Source organism: Variovorax boronicumulans, assembly GCF_009811375.1.
Classification (GTDB): domain Bacteria; phylum Pseudomonadota; class Gammaproteobacteria; order Burkholderiales; family Burkholderiaceae_C; genus Variovorax; species Variovorax boronicumulans.
In genome coordinates this window covers 339,159-354,962 of the sequence record NZ_BKDH01000002.1, presented here as the reverse complement: position 1 = coordinate 354,962, position 15,804 = coordinate 339,159, and the positions used below count along the sequence as shown (strand labels likewise).

Here is a 15,804-nt window from a genome sequence, read left to right as displayed (position 1 = left end):
CCCGTTGGGACACGGGGCGCGACCATGCGGTCATTCCCCTCCACCACTCCCAGCGAGACACCGCATGCCCGCAGCCCTTCACCGCCGTTCCTGGGTTCCCGCCGCCAGCGAGGACCACGTGCTCGCCATTGCCACCGACGCCGCCGCGCGCGACGCGGCGGGCGTGGCCGCCGAGATCGAACGCCTCGTGGCCGACAGCCACCGCATCCACGACGTCGACGGGCTGAACCTCAACCCCGCCACCAACGTGATGAACCCCGCCGCCGAGGCGCTGCTGTCGCGCGGGCTGGGCTCGCGCCCGTCGCTGGGCTACCCGGGCGACAAGTACGAGATGGGGCTGGAAGCCATCGAGCGCATCGAGGTCGTCGCCGCCGAGCTGGCGGCCGAGGTGTTCGGCGCGCGTTTCGCCGAGGTGCGCGTGAGTTCGGGCGCGCTGTCGAACTTGTACGTGTTCATGGCGACCTGCCAGCCCGGCGACACGGTCATCGCGCCGCCGCCCGCCATCGGCGGCCATGTGACGCACCATGCGGCGGGCGCGGCCGGGCTCTACGGCCTGAAGACCGTGCCGGCGCCGGTCGATGCCGACGGCTACTCGGTCGACGTGGTGGCGCTGGCCAAGCTCGCGCGCGAGGTGAAGCCGAAGCTCATCACCATCGGCGGCAGCCTGAACCTGTTCCCGCACCCGGTGCCCGCGATCCGCGAGGTGGCCGACAGCGTGGGCGCCAAGGTGCTCTTCGATGCCGCGCACCTCTCGGGCATGGTGGCCGGCAAGGCCTGGCCGCAGCCGCTCGAAGAGGGCGCGCACGCGATCACCATGAGCACCTACAAGAGCCTGGGCGGCCCGGCCGGCGGACTGATCGTGTCGAACGACGCGGCGCTGATGGCGCGCATCGACGCCATCGCCTACCCCGGCCTCACGGCCAACTCGGACGCGGGCCGCACCGCGGCGCTGGCGCGCGGCCTGCTCGACTGGAAGGTGCACGGCGCGGCCTATGCGGCGGCGATGCGCGACACCGCGCAGGCGCTCGCACGCGCGCTCGATGCGCAAGGCCTGCCGGTGTTCGCCAAGGCACGCGGCTTCACGCAGTCGCACCAGTTCGCGCTCGAGGCCGCGCGCTGGGGCGGCGGGCAACGTGCAGCGAAGCAGCTGGCCCAAGGCGGCCTGCTGGCCTGCGGCATCGGCCTGCCGATCGCACCGGTCGACGGCGACATCAACGGCCTGCGCCTGGGCGTGCCCGAGATCGTGCGGCTGGGCTTCACGCCCGAGGACATGCCGCAACTGGCCGACTGGATCGCGCGGGCGCTAGCAGGCGACGCGCCCGCCGTGGCCGCCGAGGTGCGCGAGCGCCGCCGGCGCCTGGGCGACCTGCGCTACATCGTGCGCTGAAGCCTCAGCGCGAACGCCCTTGCCGGTAGGTGCCGGCGTGGGTCTTCGACAGCTCGGCCGCCTCCGCAAGCCGCGCCATCGAACGGCCGACCTGCGCGTGGGTGATCGCGATGCCCAGCGCGTCCGCCGCGTCGGCGCCCGGCAGGCCGGGCAGGTCGAGCAGGCGCTTCACCATCTCCTGCACCTGCGCCTTCGCGGCCTGGCCATGGCCGGCCACGGCCTTCTTCATCTGCAGCGCCGTGTACTCGGCCACCGACAGGTTGTGGCTCACCAGCGCCGTCACGCACGCGCCGCGCGCCTGGCCCAGCAGCAGCGTCGACTGCGGGTTGACGTTGACGAAGATGATTTCGACCGCCGACGCCTCGGGCTGGTAGCGCGCCGTGATCTCGCCGATGCCGTCGAACAGCACCTTCAGGCGCGCCGGCAGGTTGCCGCTGCCCAGGTGCCGGGTGCTGATGGTGCCGCTGGCCACGTAGCGCAGCGCATGGCCGTCCGCATCGACCACGCCGAAGCCGGTGGTCTGCAAACCGGGGTCGATGCCGAGGATCCGCATGAAAAGGAAGCGTAAAGGCCTAAGCCTGGGTGAGGAAGGTTGAAGAAGGTGCGAATTCGCGCGCGATGCGTGGGGGATCGCGGGCAGAATCCGCCGTTCTTGCATTCCGCCCCGCTCCGCGCGGGGCGCGCCACACAAGGAAGCGAAGGTGAATGTAGTCGAGTCCTCCGCGCAGCAGCAACCGAAGCCATTGAACGACGCCCCGGTCTTGCCCGCGCAGCTGCAGCAATCTCCCGCCGAACGTGCCGCCGCGAGCTTTCGCCAGGCGGAGCTGTTGAGCGACCTCGGCCGCCGCCGCGAGGCGATCGCCGCCTGCAGCCGGCTGATCGCCGAGTTCGGCGCGCTGCCCGACGCCGCCGTGGTCGTGCCCTGTTGCCAGGCGCTGCGGCTGCTCGCGCATGTGCTGCGCCAGCTGCATCGCCCGGCCGACGCGCTGGCCACGCTCGACCGCCTGGTGGCCGCGCACGGCGGGCGCAGCGAGCCCGAGATCCGCGCGCACATCGCCCACGCGCTGTACCAGCGCACCTGGCTCATCGACGACGCGGCGGCGCGTTGCGAGGCCTGCGACTTCATGAGCGAGCAGCTCGACGCACAGGCCGACGCCGCGCTCGATGCATGGCGGCTGGACGCGCGCCTGCTGAAGGCCGAGATCGAACACCACCGTGGCCTGCCGCAGGACGCATTGGCCACGCTCGAGGCGGCCATCGAACGTTTCGAGGGCGGCGCCGACGCCGGCGTGGTCCTGCGCGTGGCGCGGGCCCGGCTGGCCGCGGTGCTCAACCTGCGCGAGCTGGCGCAGCACACGCAGGCGCAGGTGCTGTGCTTGCAGGTGGCCGACCAGATCGAGACCGGCCTGGCCGACGCCGCGCCCGAGCTGCGGCTGGAAGGCGTGCGCGCGCTGGCCCTGTTCTTCGACGGCCTCGGGCTCGACGAGGTGGCGCGCCGCGCCGAATTGGTCGGCTGGCTGCTCGACCGCTACGGCCACGACGCCTCCGCGCAGGTGCGCCGCCTCGCGGCCGTGCGCGCCCACGGGTGGGCCGTGGGGCTGCGCGACCAGGGCGACGGCGAGGCCGCGCTGGCCGCCTGCGAGCGCCTGCTCGACACCTTCGCCCGCGACAGCGACGCCATGGTGCAGCGCACCGTGGCCACCACCTTGCTGCACAAGGGCTTCGTGCTGCTCGACCTGCTGGGGCGGCCCGAGGCGGCGCTTGCGGTGTACGAGCCGCTCGTGGCGGCGTCGCGCGACGGCGCCACGCCCGAACTGCGCGAGCTGCGCGTGAAGGCCATGGCCGGGCGCGAGGCCTGCCTGAAGCGGCTGCGCAAGACCGGCGGCCTCGACGCCGGCGAGTTGCCGACCGAGCTCTTCGATGCGGCATGCGACACCGTCCGCGAAGGCCGCAAGCTCGGCGACGCGGGCGCATCGCGCGAAGCCATCGCGCTGTTCGACGAGGTGCTCGCGGCGCATGCCGCCTCGCCGCACCCGCTGATGCGCCGCCAGTGCGCCCGCGCCCTGTCGCACAAGACCTTCTGCCTGCTGGCGCTCGAACACTTCGCCGAGGTCGTCGAGGCCGCCGACGCGATGGACGCGCGCTACGGCGCCGATGCCTCCACCGAAATGCAGTCGCAGGTGGCGCTGTGCCTGCAATACAAGAGCACCGCGCTCGACCGCTTGGCGCGGCCCGCGGACGAGATGCGCGTGCACGACGAGATCGTTGCGCGCTGGGGCAATTCCGAGCTGCCCGACCTGCGCGCGCGCGTGGCCGGCGCGCTGTTCCGCAAAGGCGCCGTGCTGCGCCGCGCGGGCCGGTTCGCCGAGGCCGTGGCCAGCTACGACGAGGTGATCGCGCGCACGGCGATGGCGCGGGACAGCGCCCTGCAGCTGTGGGCCGCCAAGTCGATGATCAACAAGGCCAAGGCCTTCGACAAGATGGACGACCTGCCGGGCCAGGCCAAGGCCTACCGCGTGCTCATCGCGCGCTTCGGCGAGTCGGGCGACACGGCCTTGCGCGAGCGCGTCGCCAATGCGTGCGAATGGCTGGCCGAGGCCGAAGGGCGGCAGGGGCGGGTGGCGGCGCAGCGCGAGGCGCTGGAGCTGGCACTCGGGCGTTTCGGCACCGCGCTGTCGGCTGAGCAGCGCACGCGGCTCAAGCGCGAGCTTCAGGCGCTGAAGACGAAGGCCCTGGGACGGCGCGCAAAGCAGGCCTTCGACCGGGTGGTGCTGCGCAAGGCCTGATCGCCCGCCGCCCGGTGCTTCAGACGTTGAAGTACCAGCGGATCGAGTGGAAGAAGATCGGCGCCGCGAAGCACAGCGCGTCGACGCGGTCGAGCAGGCCGTTGGCGCCGGTCACGCCCACGCCCTTCTGGCCCCAGTTCGGAATGCCGCGGTCGCGCTTGAGTGCCTTCATCACGAGGTGGCCCATCGAGCCCGCGACACACGCAATGATCGACACCGCGAGCGCCTGCCCGAACTTGAACGGCGTGATGAACGAGAACAGCGCGCCCACCAGGCTGGCCACGACGATGCCGACGCCCCAGCTGGTCCAGTTGAAGCTGCGGCTCACGTTCGGCGCGAACGGCGTGCGCTGCATGCGCCGCGAGATCAGGTGCTGCACCAGCACCGAGGTCTGCACCACGAACACCAGGAAGAACACGAGGAAGGCGCTCTTGCCTTCGTAGCCCGGGAAGGTCAGCAGCAGCAGCGCGGGCACGTGGCTCATGCCGTAGACGCAGACCATGATGCCCCACTGCAGCTTGGCGTTGCGCTCGAGGAAATGGCTGGGGTCGTTGGCCAGCGCGCTCGCCACCGGAATGGCGAGAAACACGTAGACCGGGATGAACACCGTGAACAGGTCGAAGCGTGCGGTGGCCACCAGCCAGAACTGGATCGGCAGCACCACGAAGAACGCGAGGATCAGGCTGCGGTGGTCGCCGCGCCGCGTCGGCGAGAGCGTGATGAACTCGCGCAGCGCAAAGAACGCGATCAGCGCGAACAGCACGGTGGCCACCGTTTCGCCCAGCGCCCAGCCGATCCAGAACACGATCACCATGAACCAGGTGGTGCCCAGCAGTGCGCGGAAATGCGCCAGCTCGGCCTGCCACGACTCGTCGTGCACGGGGTTGCGCCGTTCCTTGAAGCTCAGGAAGAAGACGGCGGTGCTCACGATGACGAGCAGGCCGAAGACGATCAGGAAAAGGGCCGCGACCTGCTGGGTCGGGCTGAGGCTGCGCAGGAACTGGTTCATACCTTCAGACGTCGCGCAATGCGATCACGGCGGCACGTGCTCGGTCGAGGAAAGGGCGGCGCTCTTCGCCTGCTTCGACGCGGATCGGCGCGCCGAAGGTGACGGAGCACAGGATGGGCACGGGCACGATCTCGCCCTTGGGCATCACGCGCTGCACGTTGTCGATCCAGGCCGGCACGAGCACCACGTCGGGGAACATCGTCGCCAGTGCGTACAGGCCCGACTTGAATTTCTGCGGCTCGCCGGTGTGGCCGCGCGTGCCTTCGGGGAAGATGATGATCGAGTCGCCGCTGCGCAGCGCGTCGATGAGCGGGGCCAGCGGGTCGGCGGTGGGCGGCTCGGGCGCGGCGGCCGGTGCTTCGGGTTCGATGACCGGCGGCGGTGCGACCGGTGGTGGAGGCGGCGGGGGCGCGGGAAGGTCGAGCTGTCCCTGAATCTCCTGCGGGCCTTCGGCAACTGGTGGGTGAGACACAGTTTCGATCGGCAGCAGCGGCTCCATCGACGGCTCGATGCGCTCGGCCGGGGCGATGGGCGCCGCGGGCGGCGGTGCCTGAGGCGGTGTTTCCGGCGGCGGCGCCACCGGTGCAGCCCCCGTGGCCGCCCGCTCCACATACACCGCGTTGAACACCTCCGTCGTGATCCAGCGCTTGACCGGCGTGTTGGCCCAGTAGTCGCGCGCCGCGATCGGCCGCGTGATGCTGCGCAGCTCCTCGGGCAGCGCGGCCCAGATCATCACGAGGTCCGCATGGCTCTGGTGATTCGCGAAGTAGATGCGCTGCTCGGCCTTCGGTGGACAGCCGTACCAGCGCGCCTGCGCGCCGGTGAGCAATCGGACGATTCCCAGCAGCAACCAACCTGTGAGCTTTGCCAGCATATGGAGGCGATGATACGGGCCATGCGATGGCGATTCGATCTTCTTTCCTTGGCGTGGGCGGTGGCCCTCTTCGTGTTGCTCGTGCTGCTGGCCACCGTCGGCGCGCGCTGGGGCTGGGTGCGAAGCTTCTTCGGCGACGTGCTGGCCGTGGCGTGGGTGTACCTCGTGTTCAAGACCTTCGTTGCCGCGCGCGTGCTGCCGCTCGCGCTGGCGGCCTTCGGCGTGGGGCTGCTGGTCGAGCTGGGGCAGTTCCTTGCGTCGACGTGGCACCTGCACATTCCGAACCGCGCGCTGCGCATCGTGCTCGGCGCCACCGCCGACTGGTGGGACGTGCTGGCCTACGCGATCGGCTTCGTCGCCGTGCTGGTGGTGGAAGGCGCGGTGCGCAAGCTCAGGGCAGGTCGACCGCCGGCATCCGCGCCACGATCGTCGATGCCCGTCCGTTGATGTACGAGGAGTTGGGCCGCCGCTCGAAGAACTTCGGGCTCGGCAGCATCACGGCCAGGCGCGCGGCCTCGTAGGAACTCAGGCGCGCGGCCGGCTTCCTGAAGTAGTACTGCGCCGCGGCCTCGGCGCCGAACACGCCTTCGCCCCATTCGACGTTGTTCAGGTAGATCTCGAGGATGCGCCGCTTGTCGAGCAGCACCTCGAGCAGTGTGGCGAGCACCAGCTCCTGGCCCTTGCGCAGCATGGTGCGTTCGCCCGACAGCAGCAGGTTCTTCGCGAGCTGCTGCGTGATGGTGGAGCCGCCGCGCAGCGGGGCCGGCTGCACCGGTTTGCCGCGTGCCGCCGCGCGCGCCATGCGCTTGGCGGCCAGCTGTTCGGCGCGGGCGTTGCGCTGCCGCGCACGCTCGATGGCTTCCCACTCGACGCCGTTGTGGTCGACGAAGCCGGCGTCTTCACTCGCGATCACGGCGCGCTTGAGGGTGTCGTTGATCTGCGTGTACGGCACCCAGTCCTGGCGCCATCCGCCGTCGCGGCCCTGCGAGAGGGCGACGCGCCAGGCTTCGGAGCGCTGGAAGGCCGTGCTCTGCGGATCGATCACCGCCATGGCCGCGATGCGCACCACGAAGAACAGTTCGAGCGCCAGGCCCGCCACCACGAGGCAGGCGATCAGGCGCAGCAGGCCCTTCATGCGCCGGCGGCGAGCGAGGCGCGCAGCTCGGCCAGCACCTGCGCCGACGGCGGGCGCACGCCGCGCCAGAATTCGAAGGCCTCGGCGGCCTGTTCCACCAGCATGCCGAGGCCGTCGCGCGCGACCGCACCGTGCGCCTCGGCCCAGGCCATGAAGCCTGCGGCGGCGGGGCCGTACATCATGTCGACGGCCAGTGCGCCGGGGCGCAGCACCTGCGCGCGCACGGGCACCGCGTCGCCCGCGAGGCTGGAGGCGGTGGCGTTGACCACCACGTCGAAGTCGCCCGGCACGTCGTCGAGCGCCCAGGCCTCGAGCGTGGCGCCGTGGCGCAGCGCGAGCGCGGCGTGGCGCTGCACCAGCGCGATGGCCTTGTCGAGCGTGCGGTTGGCCACCACGACGTGCGCGGCGCCCGCGTCGAGCAGCGGCCCGAGCACGCCCGCTGCGGCGCCGCCGGCGCCGATCAGCAGCAGCGACCGGCCCGCCAGCGGCACGCCGGCGTTGCGCACGATGTCGTTGACCAGGCCGATGCCGTCGGTGTTGTCGGCGTGGATGCTGCCGTCGGCCTCGAAGCGCAGCGTGTTCACCGCCTGCGCCAGCGTGGCGCGCTCGCTGGTGTGCTGCGCGAGCGCGGCGGCGTCGAACTTGAAGGGCACGGTGACGTTGCAGCCGCGTGCGGTGTCGCCCTGCGCGGCCGCTTCGCTGCGGAAGGCGGCGATGCCTTCGGCGAAGGCGCCGATCGGCACCAGGCGCCGGCCGTAGGCCATGGGCTGGCCGCAGAGTTCGGCAAAGCGTGCGTGGATGCGGGGCGAGCGGCTGTGCTCGACGGGGTTGCCCATGACGCAGTACTGATCCATGGCCGATGCTCCGTGTTCTGCTGGGGGTGCTGTTGCTATTGGGACGACAGCTCGATGGTCTCGTCGCGCGTGAACTTGAAGCGCGACTGCAGCACGATCTGGTCGGTCTGCTTGCGCATCGCGTCGGTGAACTTGCCGAAGTTGCCGACACTGCGCACGATGGCCTGGGCGCGGCGGTCGAGCGTGGTGTTGCCCGAGCTTTCGTCGACCACGGTGTCGAGCACGCGCCCGTCGTGGTTGATGGTGACGGTCATCTTGAGTTCGCCGTAGAGCTTCTTGCCGGCCGCGGTCGGGAAGTTCTCGGTGCCCTTGACCTCGATGCGCCGGCGCAGCGTGTCGACGTACAGCGCGTAGGCCGCCTCGCGCGTGGCGGGGCTCAGGTAGCGCTTCTTGGGGCGCGCGTTTTCCTCGTTCACGCGGCGCTCGATCTCGGCGAGCAGCGCGACCATCTGGCGGCGCTTTTCCTCGCGCGCGGCGGCCTCGGTCGGGTCGCCGGCCTGGCGCGGATCGGGCACGGGCATGGCGGCCAACTCGCGCTTGAGCTGCGCCAGCATCTGCATCTGCTGGGCCTGCATGGCCTCGACCTGGCGGCGCGACTCCTCGAACGAGTCGCCCATGGTGGTGAAGCTCGACGGCGGCAGCGGGCTGGTGGCCCGGCCCTTGTCGAGGTCGCCGCCGCCCGCGAGCGTGGTCTGCGCCATCACGCGGGCAGCGGGGTCGGGCTTGTCGTTGGTCTTGCTGTTGACCAGGATCACCTCGAGCGGGGTTTCGCTGAAGACCCGGTTGAACGATTCGGGATCGACGAAGCGCACCGCGAGCAACGCGGCATGCGCGATGACCGACACGCCCAGAGCGATCTGCAGCGTGCTGAGGTCCTTGAGATTCATTCTCGAAACTCCTCCAGGGGTCGCGTGTCTCCGGTCGTTCGACCGGGGGTCATGCAGGCGTGGTCGTCGCGGGGTCGGGTGCGGCCTCGGTGTCGCTCAGGTCGACCGCGATGGCGATCGGGCCGGCGACTTCTTCTTCGTTGTCCTCGCCGCCGTCAGCGGTTGCGGCATCGGCCTGCGGCACGTCGAAGCGTTCGAGCACGGTGCCGCTCACGTCGAGCGCGATCTCGTCGATCTCGCCGAGCTTCACGCGCACGCGCGCGCCGCGCTCCTGCTGGCCGGCCACCGGGAACACCAGCGGCAGCGTGTCGGCGCGCACCAGCGCGCCGTTGGGAATGTCCTTGATGACCGTGGCCTCGAGCTCGGTGATGCCCTGCTGCTGCAGGTACTTCAGCGTCCAGAAGCGCTCCATGCCGCCCTGGTAGGCGTTGTACGTGGCGTAGGCCGCGTCGAAGCCCGAGAGGATGGAGAACAGGTCGGCGTCCTTCGGCTTGAAGGGCGCGGCCAGCGCGGCGGTCTTGCCGTGGCGCGCGGCCGCGATGATCTGCCACTGGTTCACGAGGTCGGTGTAGCGGCGCAGCGGCGAGGTGCTCCAGGCGTAGCTCTTCACGCCCAGGCCCGCGTGCGGCAGCGCGCGCGTGCCCATGCGCACCTTGATGCCGGGCGCCAGGCTGGCCTGGCTGCGGTACAGGCCCGGCACGCCGAGCTCGCCGAGCCAGCCGCCCCAACTGCTGTTGGCCAGGATCATGGCCTCGGACACGATCAGGTCGAGCGGTGCGCCGCGCTGGCGCGTGCTGATCTGCACCTGCTCGTTGCCGGTGGGCTCCGCGCCGTCGTTGCCGACGAGGCGGAAGTTGTAGTCGGGCCGGCTGAAGTTCTCGGGCTTGCCGCGCACCACTTCGCGCTGCGCCTTCAGGTGCTTGGCCAGGCGGAACAGGAAGGACAGCGGCGCGCGCAGCTTCGCGGCGGCGTCGGGGGTGTTGTCGGAGTTGAAGGTGGCGTCTTCGAGCCATGGCTGCGTGACGACGGCGTCGAGCTGGTCGTGGCGCAGGTTGGCGACGATCGGCACGCGTTCGAGCTTGGTCTCGGTGGCCTGCAGCTCGAGCGTGGCTTCGTCGAAGCGCGCATAGAGCGACACGGCCGGGCGGTCGCCGCCTTCGAGCAGCGTGTAGGTGTCGACCACCTCGTCGGGCAGCATGGTGATCTTGTAGCCCGGCATGTACACGGTGGACATGCGCGCACGCGCCACGGCGTCGATGGCGCTGCCCGGCGTGAGCGCCAGGCCCGGCGCGGCGATGTGGATGCCGACCGTGATGGTGCCGCTGCCCATGCCCTGCACGGACAGCGCGTCGTCGATTTCGGTGGTCTGCGAGTCGTCGATCGAAAAGGCCCGCACGCCTTCGGCCAGCGGCAGGTCGTCGGCGACGGCCGGTGCCGCGAGCGCGGGAAAGCCGGTGCCCTTGGGGAAGTTCTCGAACAGGAAGCGCCGCCAGTGGAACTGGTAGGGCGAATCGATGGCGCCAGCGCGCTCCAGCAGGTCGAGTGGCGGGCGCTGCGTGGCGCGCGCGGCGTCGACCACGGCCTTGTACTCGGGCGCGTTCTTGTCGGGCTTGAACAGGATCTTGTAGAGCTGCTCGCGGATCGGCGGCGGGCACACGCCCTCGGCCAGTTGCCCCGCCCATTCGACGATCTGCGCCTGGATGGCCTTCTTCTTCTCGATGGCGGCCAGCGCCTGCTGCACGATCTCGGCCGGCGCCTTCTTGAAGCGCCCCTTGCCCGCGCGGCGGAAGTAGTGCGGCGCCTCGAACAGCGCGAACAGCGCGGCGGCCTGCTGCGCCAGCGTGGGCTTCTCGCTGAAATAGTCGGCCGCCAGGTCGGCAAAGCCGAACTCGCCTTCGGCTGCGAATTCCCAGGCGAGGTCGAGGTCCATGGCGGCGGCGAGCGTGCGCGCCTCGGCCATCAGCTCGGCCGGGGACGGCTTTTCGAAACGCAGAACGATGTTGGCGCCCTTGACCTTGACGCGCTTGCCGGTCTCGAGCTCGACCTGTGCCGAGGCTTCGGCTTCCGACAGGATGCGGCCGCCGAGGTATTTGCCGGCTTCTTCAAACAATACAAACATCCGGCGATTCTCCCACGCGGGATCGGGCGCGCTTCCGGGCCCGGGGCGGACGCTAGACGGGGTTGATGAAGGCCATCACGTCGTCGAGGTGCGCTTTTTCGAAATCGGACAGTGCATGGTCGCCGCCCTCGAGCAGCTTGATGCGGCTGTCGGGGTAGCGTGCCGACATCTCGTGCCAGTCGAGCGCCTCGTCGCCCTTGGCGATGATCGCGAACAGGCGCTCGGGCCGCGTGAGCGCGCCGATTTCCATGGCGCGCAGTTCCTGGATGAATTCCGGCTGGAAATAGAAGTGCTCGGACGGATCGTGCCAGGCGGTCTGGCTGCCGATGTAGCGCGTGAGGTCGCGCGCCGGGTGTACCGCGGGGTTGAGCAGCACGGCGCGGCAGCGCGTCATGCCGGCGACGTAGGTGGCGTAGAAACCGCCCAGCGACGAACCGATCACCGCCATCGACTTGCGCGGCCAGTGCGCGATGCCCTTCATCACCATGTCGATCGCATCGTGCGGCGACGGCGGCAGCTGCGGGCACCACCACTCCAGGTTCGGGTGCTCGCGCGCCACGTGCTTCGCCACCAGCCGCGCCTTGGTCGAGCGGGGCGACGAGCGGAAGCCGTGCAGATACAACAGATGGGTGGTTTGCGGTTCCATGGGAGGAGGTGACTGGGGTGCGCTGCTCGCGCCCCGTGGCCGGATTCAGACAATTTTGCATGAGGTCCGCACCGCCTACGGCGCGGTGACCCCACAAATCCCTGCGAATCGGCCCATGAGAAGGCCGGGAGGGCGTGGCTGGAATTCGAAAGTATTCACGGTGCGGCCGCGCAGGGGTGGCGGTGCGGCGCAAGGGCAGAAAGAAGAGACAAGTTTCGTGACGCATCTGGCAGGGGGCATCCCATGAACGAGGGAGGCAGGCCCCGCGTGGCGGTGGGTGCCCAGGCTTATGCTCCATCCCATGAATACCGAGGTACAGGATGACGGGATGCCACGCCGCTGGGGCGTGCTCGTGGTCGAGGACGACAGCCGCGCACGCGCCTTCTTCGAGGCCAGCGTGCAGCGCAGCCCGCGCCTGTTCTGGCTGGGCAGCGCCGGCACCGTGCAGGAAGCGCGCAGCTGGCTGGCCGCGACCGCGACCATCCCCGACGTGCTGCTGGTCGACCTCGGCATGCCCGACGGCACCGGCCTGGACGTGATCCGCGACGCCGTCGCGCGCTTTCCCGGCTGCGAGCCGCTGGTGGTGTCGGTCTTCGGCGACGAGGAGAACGTGCTCGCCAGCATCGAGGCCGGCGCCGTCGGCTACATCCACAAGGACGCCGCACCGGAAGACATCGCGCAGACCATCGTCGAGATGAAGGCCGGCGCCTCGCCGATCTCGCCCATGATCGCGCGCCGCGTGCTCGCCAAGTACCGCAGCCTGCAGGCGGCCGTGCCGGGCACCGCAGGCGCGGCGCCGGCAGAGACGGCGCTCGACGAGACCGACCGCGGCCTGCTCTCGGCGCGCGAGCACGAGGTGCTGACGCTGATCGCGCGCGGCTTCTCGTACGCCGAGATCGCGCGCCTCAAGGGCCTGAGCGTGCACACGGTGCAGACCCACATCAAGAACCTCTACGGCAAGCTCGCGGTGCATTCCAAGAGCGAAGCGGTGTTCGAGGCCACGCGCCTCGGCCTGCTGTCCCACCCGGGCTGAGGGCGGATGCTGCGGCGGCTGGCGTTCCTGTGCCTGCTCGGGCTGGCGGCGCTGCTTGCCGCGGGGCGCGCGGCCGCAGGGGAGACGCAGGGCCCGATCGAGCTGCGCCACGCCAGGGTGACCACCACCATCGACGGTGTCGTGCAGACCGAAGCGGTCGACCTGTCCTACCACTGGGACCGCCGGCACCGCGGCCGCACCGGCTTCGCGAGCTTCGAGCTGCCGTTCCAGGTCGAGGCCCTGCCCGAGGTGCCCTGGGGCGTCTTCATTCCCCGTGCCGGCAGCGTCTTCGAGGTGCAGCTCAATGGCGCGCTGCTGCAGTCCTACGGCGACCTCGGCCAAGGCAACCGCGCCGACTACGCGAAGGCGCCCGTCTACGTGCCGGTGCCCGGGCGGCTGCTGAAAGAGGGCGAGAACCTGCTGCAGATCCGCATCCGCGCCGACAGCGAACGGCGCGCCGGCCTCTCGCGCGTCACCATCGGGCCGGCGACGCCGGTGCGCACCGCGTTGTTCGAAGGCGCCTACGCCTGGCGCTTCACGGGGTCGGTGCTGCTGACCGCGTTCAGCCTCATCGTCGGCAGCATCGCGCTGGCGCTGTGGTTCACCCAGGTCGACACCGGCGCGACCGGCCGCCGCCAGCGCGACGCCCTCTATTTCTGGGCCGCGGTCGCCGAGTTCTGCTGGGCGCTGCGGGTGGCCGACGCCATGATTCCCGAGCCGCCGCTGCCGTGGCAGCTGTGGGGCGTGCTGATGGCCGGTTGCTACGCGGGCTGGGCCGCGTCCGCCATGATGTTCTGCTACCACCTGGCCGACTGGGCGCAGAGCCCGCGCACGCGCTGGATGCGCTGGCCGACGGCGGCCGTGGTGGCCGGCACCGTGGTGTTCACCTGGCTGGCGCTGAACCGCGAGGAGCCGCGCTGGCTCACGGCCTGGCTGGCGGTCGAGATCACGATCGTCGTCGGCTTCGTGATCGCCTTTGCCGTCGCGACGGTGCGCCGGCCCAGCGTCGAGCGGCTGCTGGTGGCCGGCGCCGCGCTGGTCACGGTGGCCTTCGGCACGCGCGACTGGCTGGTGATCCGCCTGAGCGACGCCTACGGCGAGACCACCTGGGTGCGCTATTCCTCGGTGATGTTCGGGGTGGCGCTGCTGCTGATCGTGCTGCGGCGCTTCCACTTCGCGAGCGTGCAGGCGCGCGGCTGGGTCAAGACGCTGGCCGACCGGGTGGCGCAGCGCGAACGCGAACTGGCCTCCACCTACGCCGAACTGGAGGAGGTGGCCCGCGACCAGGCGCGCACCCACGAGCGCGAGCGCATCCTGCGCGACATGCACGACGGCGTGGGCTCGCACATCAGCTCGGCGATCCGCCAGCTGCAGTCGGGCCAGACCAGCCCCGAGGAACTGCTGCGCACCCTGCGCGACTCGCTCGACCAGCTCAAGCTGTCGATCGACTCCATCCACCTGCCGCCCGGCGACATCGGCGCGCTGCTGGCGGCGCTGCGCTACCGGCTGGAACCCCGGCTGGCGGCCGCGGACATCGCCTTCGAATGGGGCGTGGACGAGCTGCCCCCGGTGACGCAGCTCGACGCCCACGCCACGCGGCAGCTGCAATTCTTGCTGTTCGAGGCCATCTCGAACGTGCTGCAGCACGCCCATGCGAGCGCGCTGCGCATCGAGGCCGACGCGCGCGACGGCGCCGTGCGCCTGCGGGTGATCGACAACGGCGTGGGCTTCGACGCCGCCGAGGTCCCGGAGGCGCTGTCCAAGCGCGCCGCCGCCATCGGAGCCCGGCTGGCGATCGAAAGCCGACCGGGGCGCACGGTCGTTCAGCTCGTTTTCGACTGAAGGGGCGAGCGGGGCGGGGATAATCCGCCCCCATCATGTCTGCCGTGTTCAACCAGCCCTCCCTGGCGCGTCGCATTGCGCCCATCTTCCAGGGCTTCGACGGCTTCCTGGCCTTTGCCGTGATGCTGCTCGCCTTTGCCGGGCTGCTCACCATGTATTCCTCCGGCTACGACCATGGCACGCGCTTTCTCGACCATGGCCGCAACATGCTGCTGGCCGGCGGCATCATGTTCGTGGTGGCGCAGGTGCCGCCGCAGCGGCTCATGGCCTTCGCCGTGCCGCTGTATGCGGCCGGGGTGGCGCTGCTGATCGCGGTGGCGCTGTTCGGCATCACCAAGAAGGGCGCCCAGCGCTGGATCAACGTGGGCGTGGTGATCCAGCCCAGCGAAATCCTCAAGATCGCGATGCCGCTGATGCTGGCCTGGTGGTTCCAGCGCCGCGAAGGCCAGCTGCGCCCGCTCGACTTCGTGGTGGCGACGCTGCTGCTGGCGGTGCCCGTCGGGCTCATCATGAAGCAGCCCGACCTGGGCACCTCGCTGCTGGTGCTGGCGGCCGGGCTGGCGGTGATCTTCTTTGCCGGGCTGCCGTGGAAGCTGATCGTGCCGCCGGTGGTGCTCGGCGCGGTGGCCATCACGCTGATCGTGGGTTTCGAGTCGCAGCTGTGCGTCGACGGCGTCGACTGGCGCGTGCTGCACGACTACCAGAAGCAGCGCGTGTGCACGCTGCTCGACCCCAGCAAGGACCCGCTGGGCAAGGGCTTCCACATCATCCAGGGGATGATCGCCATCGGCTCGGGCGGCGTGGGCGGCAAGGGCTTCATGCAGGGCACGCAGACGCACCTCGAATTCATTCCCGAGCGCACCACCGACTTCATCTTCGCGGCGTACTCCGAGGAGTTCGGCCTGATCGGCAACCTGGCGCTGATCGCGGCCTTCATCCTGCTGATCTTCCGCGGGCTGACCATCGCGCTGAACGCGCCCACGCTGTTCTCGCGCCTGCTGGCCGGGGCGGTGACCATGATCTTCTTCACCTACGCCTTCGTGAACATGGGCATGGTCAGCGGCATCCTGCCGGTGGTGGGCGTGCCGCTGCCTTTCATCAGTTACGGCGGCACCGCCATGGTCACGCTGGGGCTGGGGCTGGGCATCCTGATGTCGATCGCGCGGGCCCGCAAACTCGCCCAGAACTAGAGTCCCCCGGGGCGGCACGGACGGGGGCGGCTGCCTAGAATG

Annotated in this window: 14 protein-coding genes; 6 read left to right on the top strand and 8 right to left on the bottom strand. The window is 70.4% G+C overall.

The annotated features are described in order from the left end of the window. The first annotated feature begins 64 nt into the window (after window positions 1-64). A complete protein-coding gene (locus VHAB30_RS21495) occupies window positions 65-1,387 on the top strand; it encodes a serine hydroxymethyltransferase (RefSeq protein WP_159278556.1) in 1,323 nt (440 codons plus the stop codon). 4 nt (window positions 1,388-1,391) lie between these two features. Here VHAB30_RS21495 and ruvC read toward each other — a convergent pair whose 3' ends face one another. Further along, window positions 1,392-1,940, bottom strand: coding sequence for a crossover junction endodeoxyribonuclease RuvC (gene ruvC / locus VHAB30_RS21490; protein ID WP_062474210.1), 549 nt, complete (start codon window positions 1,938-1,940; stop codon window positions 1,392-1,394). Window positions 1,941-2,088: 148 nt separating this feature from the next. Between ruvC and VHAB30_RS21485 the strand changes: the two genes are divergently transcribed. Beyond that, on the top strand, window positions 2,089-4,173 hold the full coding sequence (locus tag VHAB30_RS21485) for an ATP-binding protein (protein WP_159278555.1): 2,085 nt from the start codon (window positions 2,089-2,091) through the stop codon (window positions 4,171-4,173). A 19-nt stretch (window positions 4,174-4,192) separates the two neighbouring features. On the opposite strand, the gene VHAB30_RS21480 is transcribed toward VHAB30_RS21485, so the two are convergent. Then, a complete protein-coding gene (locus tag VHAB30_RS21480) occupies window positions 4,193-5,182 on the bottom strand; it encodes a phosphatidate cytidylyltransferase (protein ID WP_062474206.1) in 990 nt (329 codons plus the stop codon). Between the two features lie 4 nt (window positions 5,183-5,186). Beyond that, a complete protein-coding gene (locus VHAB30_RS21475; protein WP_159278554.1) occupies window positions 5,187-6,056 on the bottom strand; it encodes a lysophospholipid acyltransferase family protein in 870 nt (289 codons plus the stop codon). Between the two features lie 9 nt (window positions 6,057-6,065). On the opposite strand from VHAB30_RS21475, the gene VHAB30_RS21470 reads away from it, so the two are divergent. Then, complete coding sequence (locus tag VHAB30_RS21470) at window positions 6,066-6,503, top strand: ribosomal maturation YjgA family protein (protein ID WP_159278553.1); 438 nt, start codon at window positions 6,066-6,068, stop codon at window positions 6,501-6,503. Here VHAB30_RS21470 and mtgA read toward each other — a convergent pair. From mtgA to VHAB30_RS21445, 5 genes are read right to left on the bottom strand one after another with little or no spacing between them, the layout of a single operon-like run. Continuing rightward, a complete protein-coding gene (gene mtgA, locus VHAB30_RS21465; RefSeq protein WP_062474202.1) occupies window positions 6,448-7,191 on the bottom strand; it encodes a monofunctional biosynthetic peptidoglycan transglycosylase in 744 nt (247 codons plus the stop codon). The two genes, VHAB30_RS21470 and mtgA, sit on opposite strands and share 56 nt — an antisense overlap. Next, window positions 7,188-8,045, bottom strand: a complete 858-nt coding sequence (aroE, locus tag VHAB30_RS21460; RefSeq protein WP_095948185.1) for a shikimate dehydrogenase — start codon at window positions 8,043-8,045, stop codon at window positions 7,188-7,190. The genes mtgA and aroE overlap by 4 nt, the downstream gene beginning before the upstream one ends. A 35-nt stretch (window positions 8,046-8,080) precedes the next feature. Next, window positions 8,081-8,932: an energy transducer TonB gene (locus VHAB30_RS21455; protein ID WP_062481214.1), complete on the bottom strand. Its 852-nt coding sequence runs from the start codon at window positions 8,930-8,932 to the stop codon at window positions 8,081-8,083. A 49-nt stretch (window positions 8,933-8,981) separates the two neighbouring features. Further along, a complete protein-coding gene (locus tag VHAB30_RS21450; RefSeq protein WP_159278552.1) occupies window positions 8,982-11,051 on the bottom strand; it encodes a ribonuclease catalytic domain-containing protein in 2,070 nt (689 codons plus the stop codon). Window positions 11,052-11,103: 52 nt separating this feature from the next. Further along, the gene (locus tag VHAB30_RS21445) at window positions 11,104-11,697 is read right to left on the bottom strand and encodes a YqiA/YcfP family alpha/beta fold hydrolase (RefSeq protein WP_159273879.1); all 594 of its coding nucleotides are present in this window, start codon (window positions 11,695-11,697) and stop codon (window positions 11,104-11,106) included. Window positions 11,698-11,986: 289 nt separating this feature from the next. On the opposite strand from VHAB30_RS21445, the gene VHAB30_RS21440 reads away from it, so the two are divergent. Genes VHAB30_RS21440 through rodA form a run of 3 tightly spaced genes read left to right on the top strand, consistent with a single transcriptional unit; the run spans window position 11,987 to window position 15,762 of the window. Then, window positions 11,987-12,730: a response regulator transcription factor gene (locus VHAB30_RS21440; protein ID WP_159273880.1), complete on the top strand. Its 744-nt coding sequence runs from the start codon at window positions 11,987-11,989 to the stop codon at window positions 12,728-12,730. A 6-nt stretch (window positions 12,731-12,736) separates the two neighbouring features. Continuing rightward, window positions 12,737-14,572, top strand: coding sequence for a sensor histidine kinase (locus tag VHAB30_RS21435; protein ID WP_159278551.1), 1,836 nt, complete (start codon window positions 12,737-12,739; stop codon window positions 14,570-14,572). A 35-nt stretch (window positions 14,573-14,607) separates the two neighbouring features. Beyond that, a complete protein-coding gene (gene rodA / locus VHAB30_RS21430) occupies window positions 14,608-15,762 on the top strand; it encodes a rod shape-determining protein RodA (RefSeq protein WP_062481224.1) in 1,155 nt (384 codons plus the stop codon). Window positions 15,763-15,804: the final 42 nt, after the last annotated feature.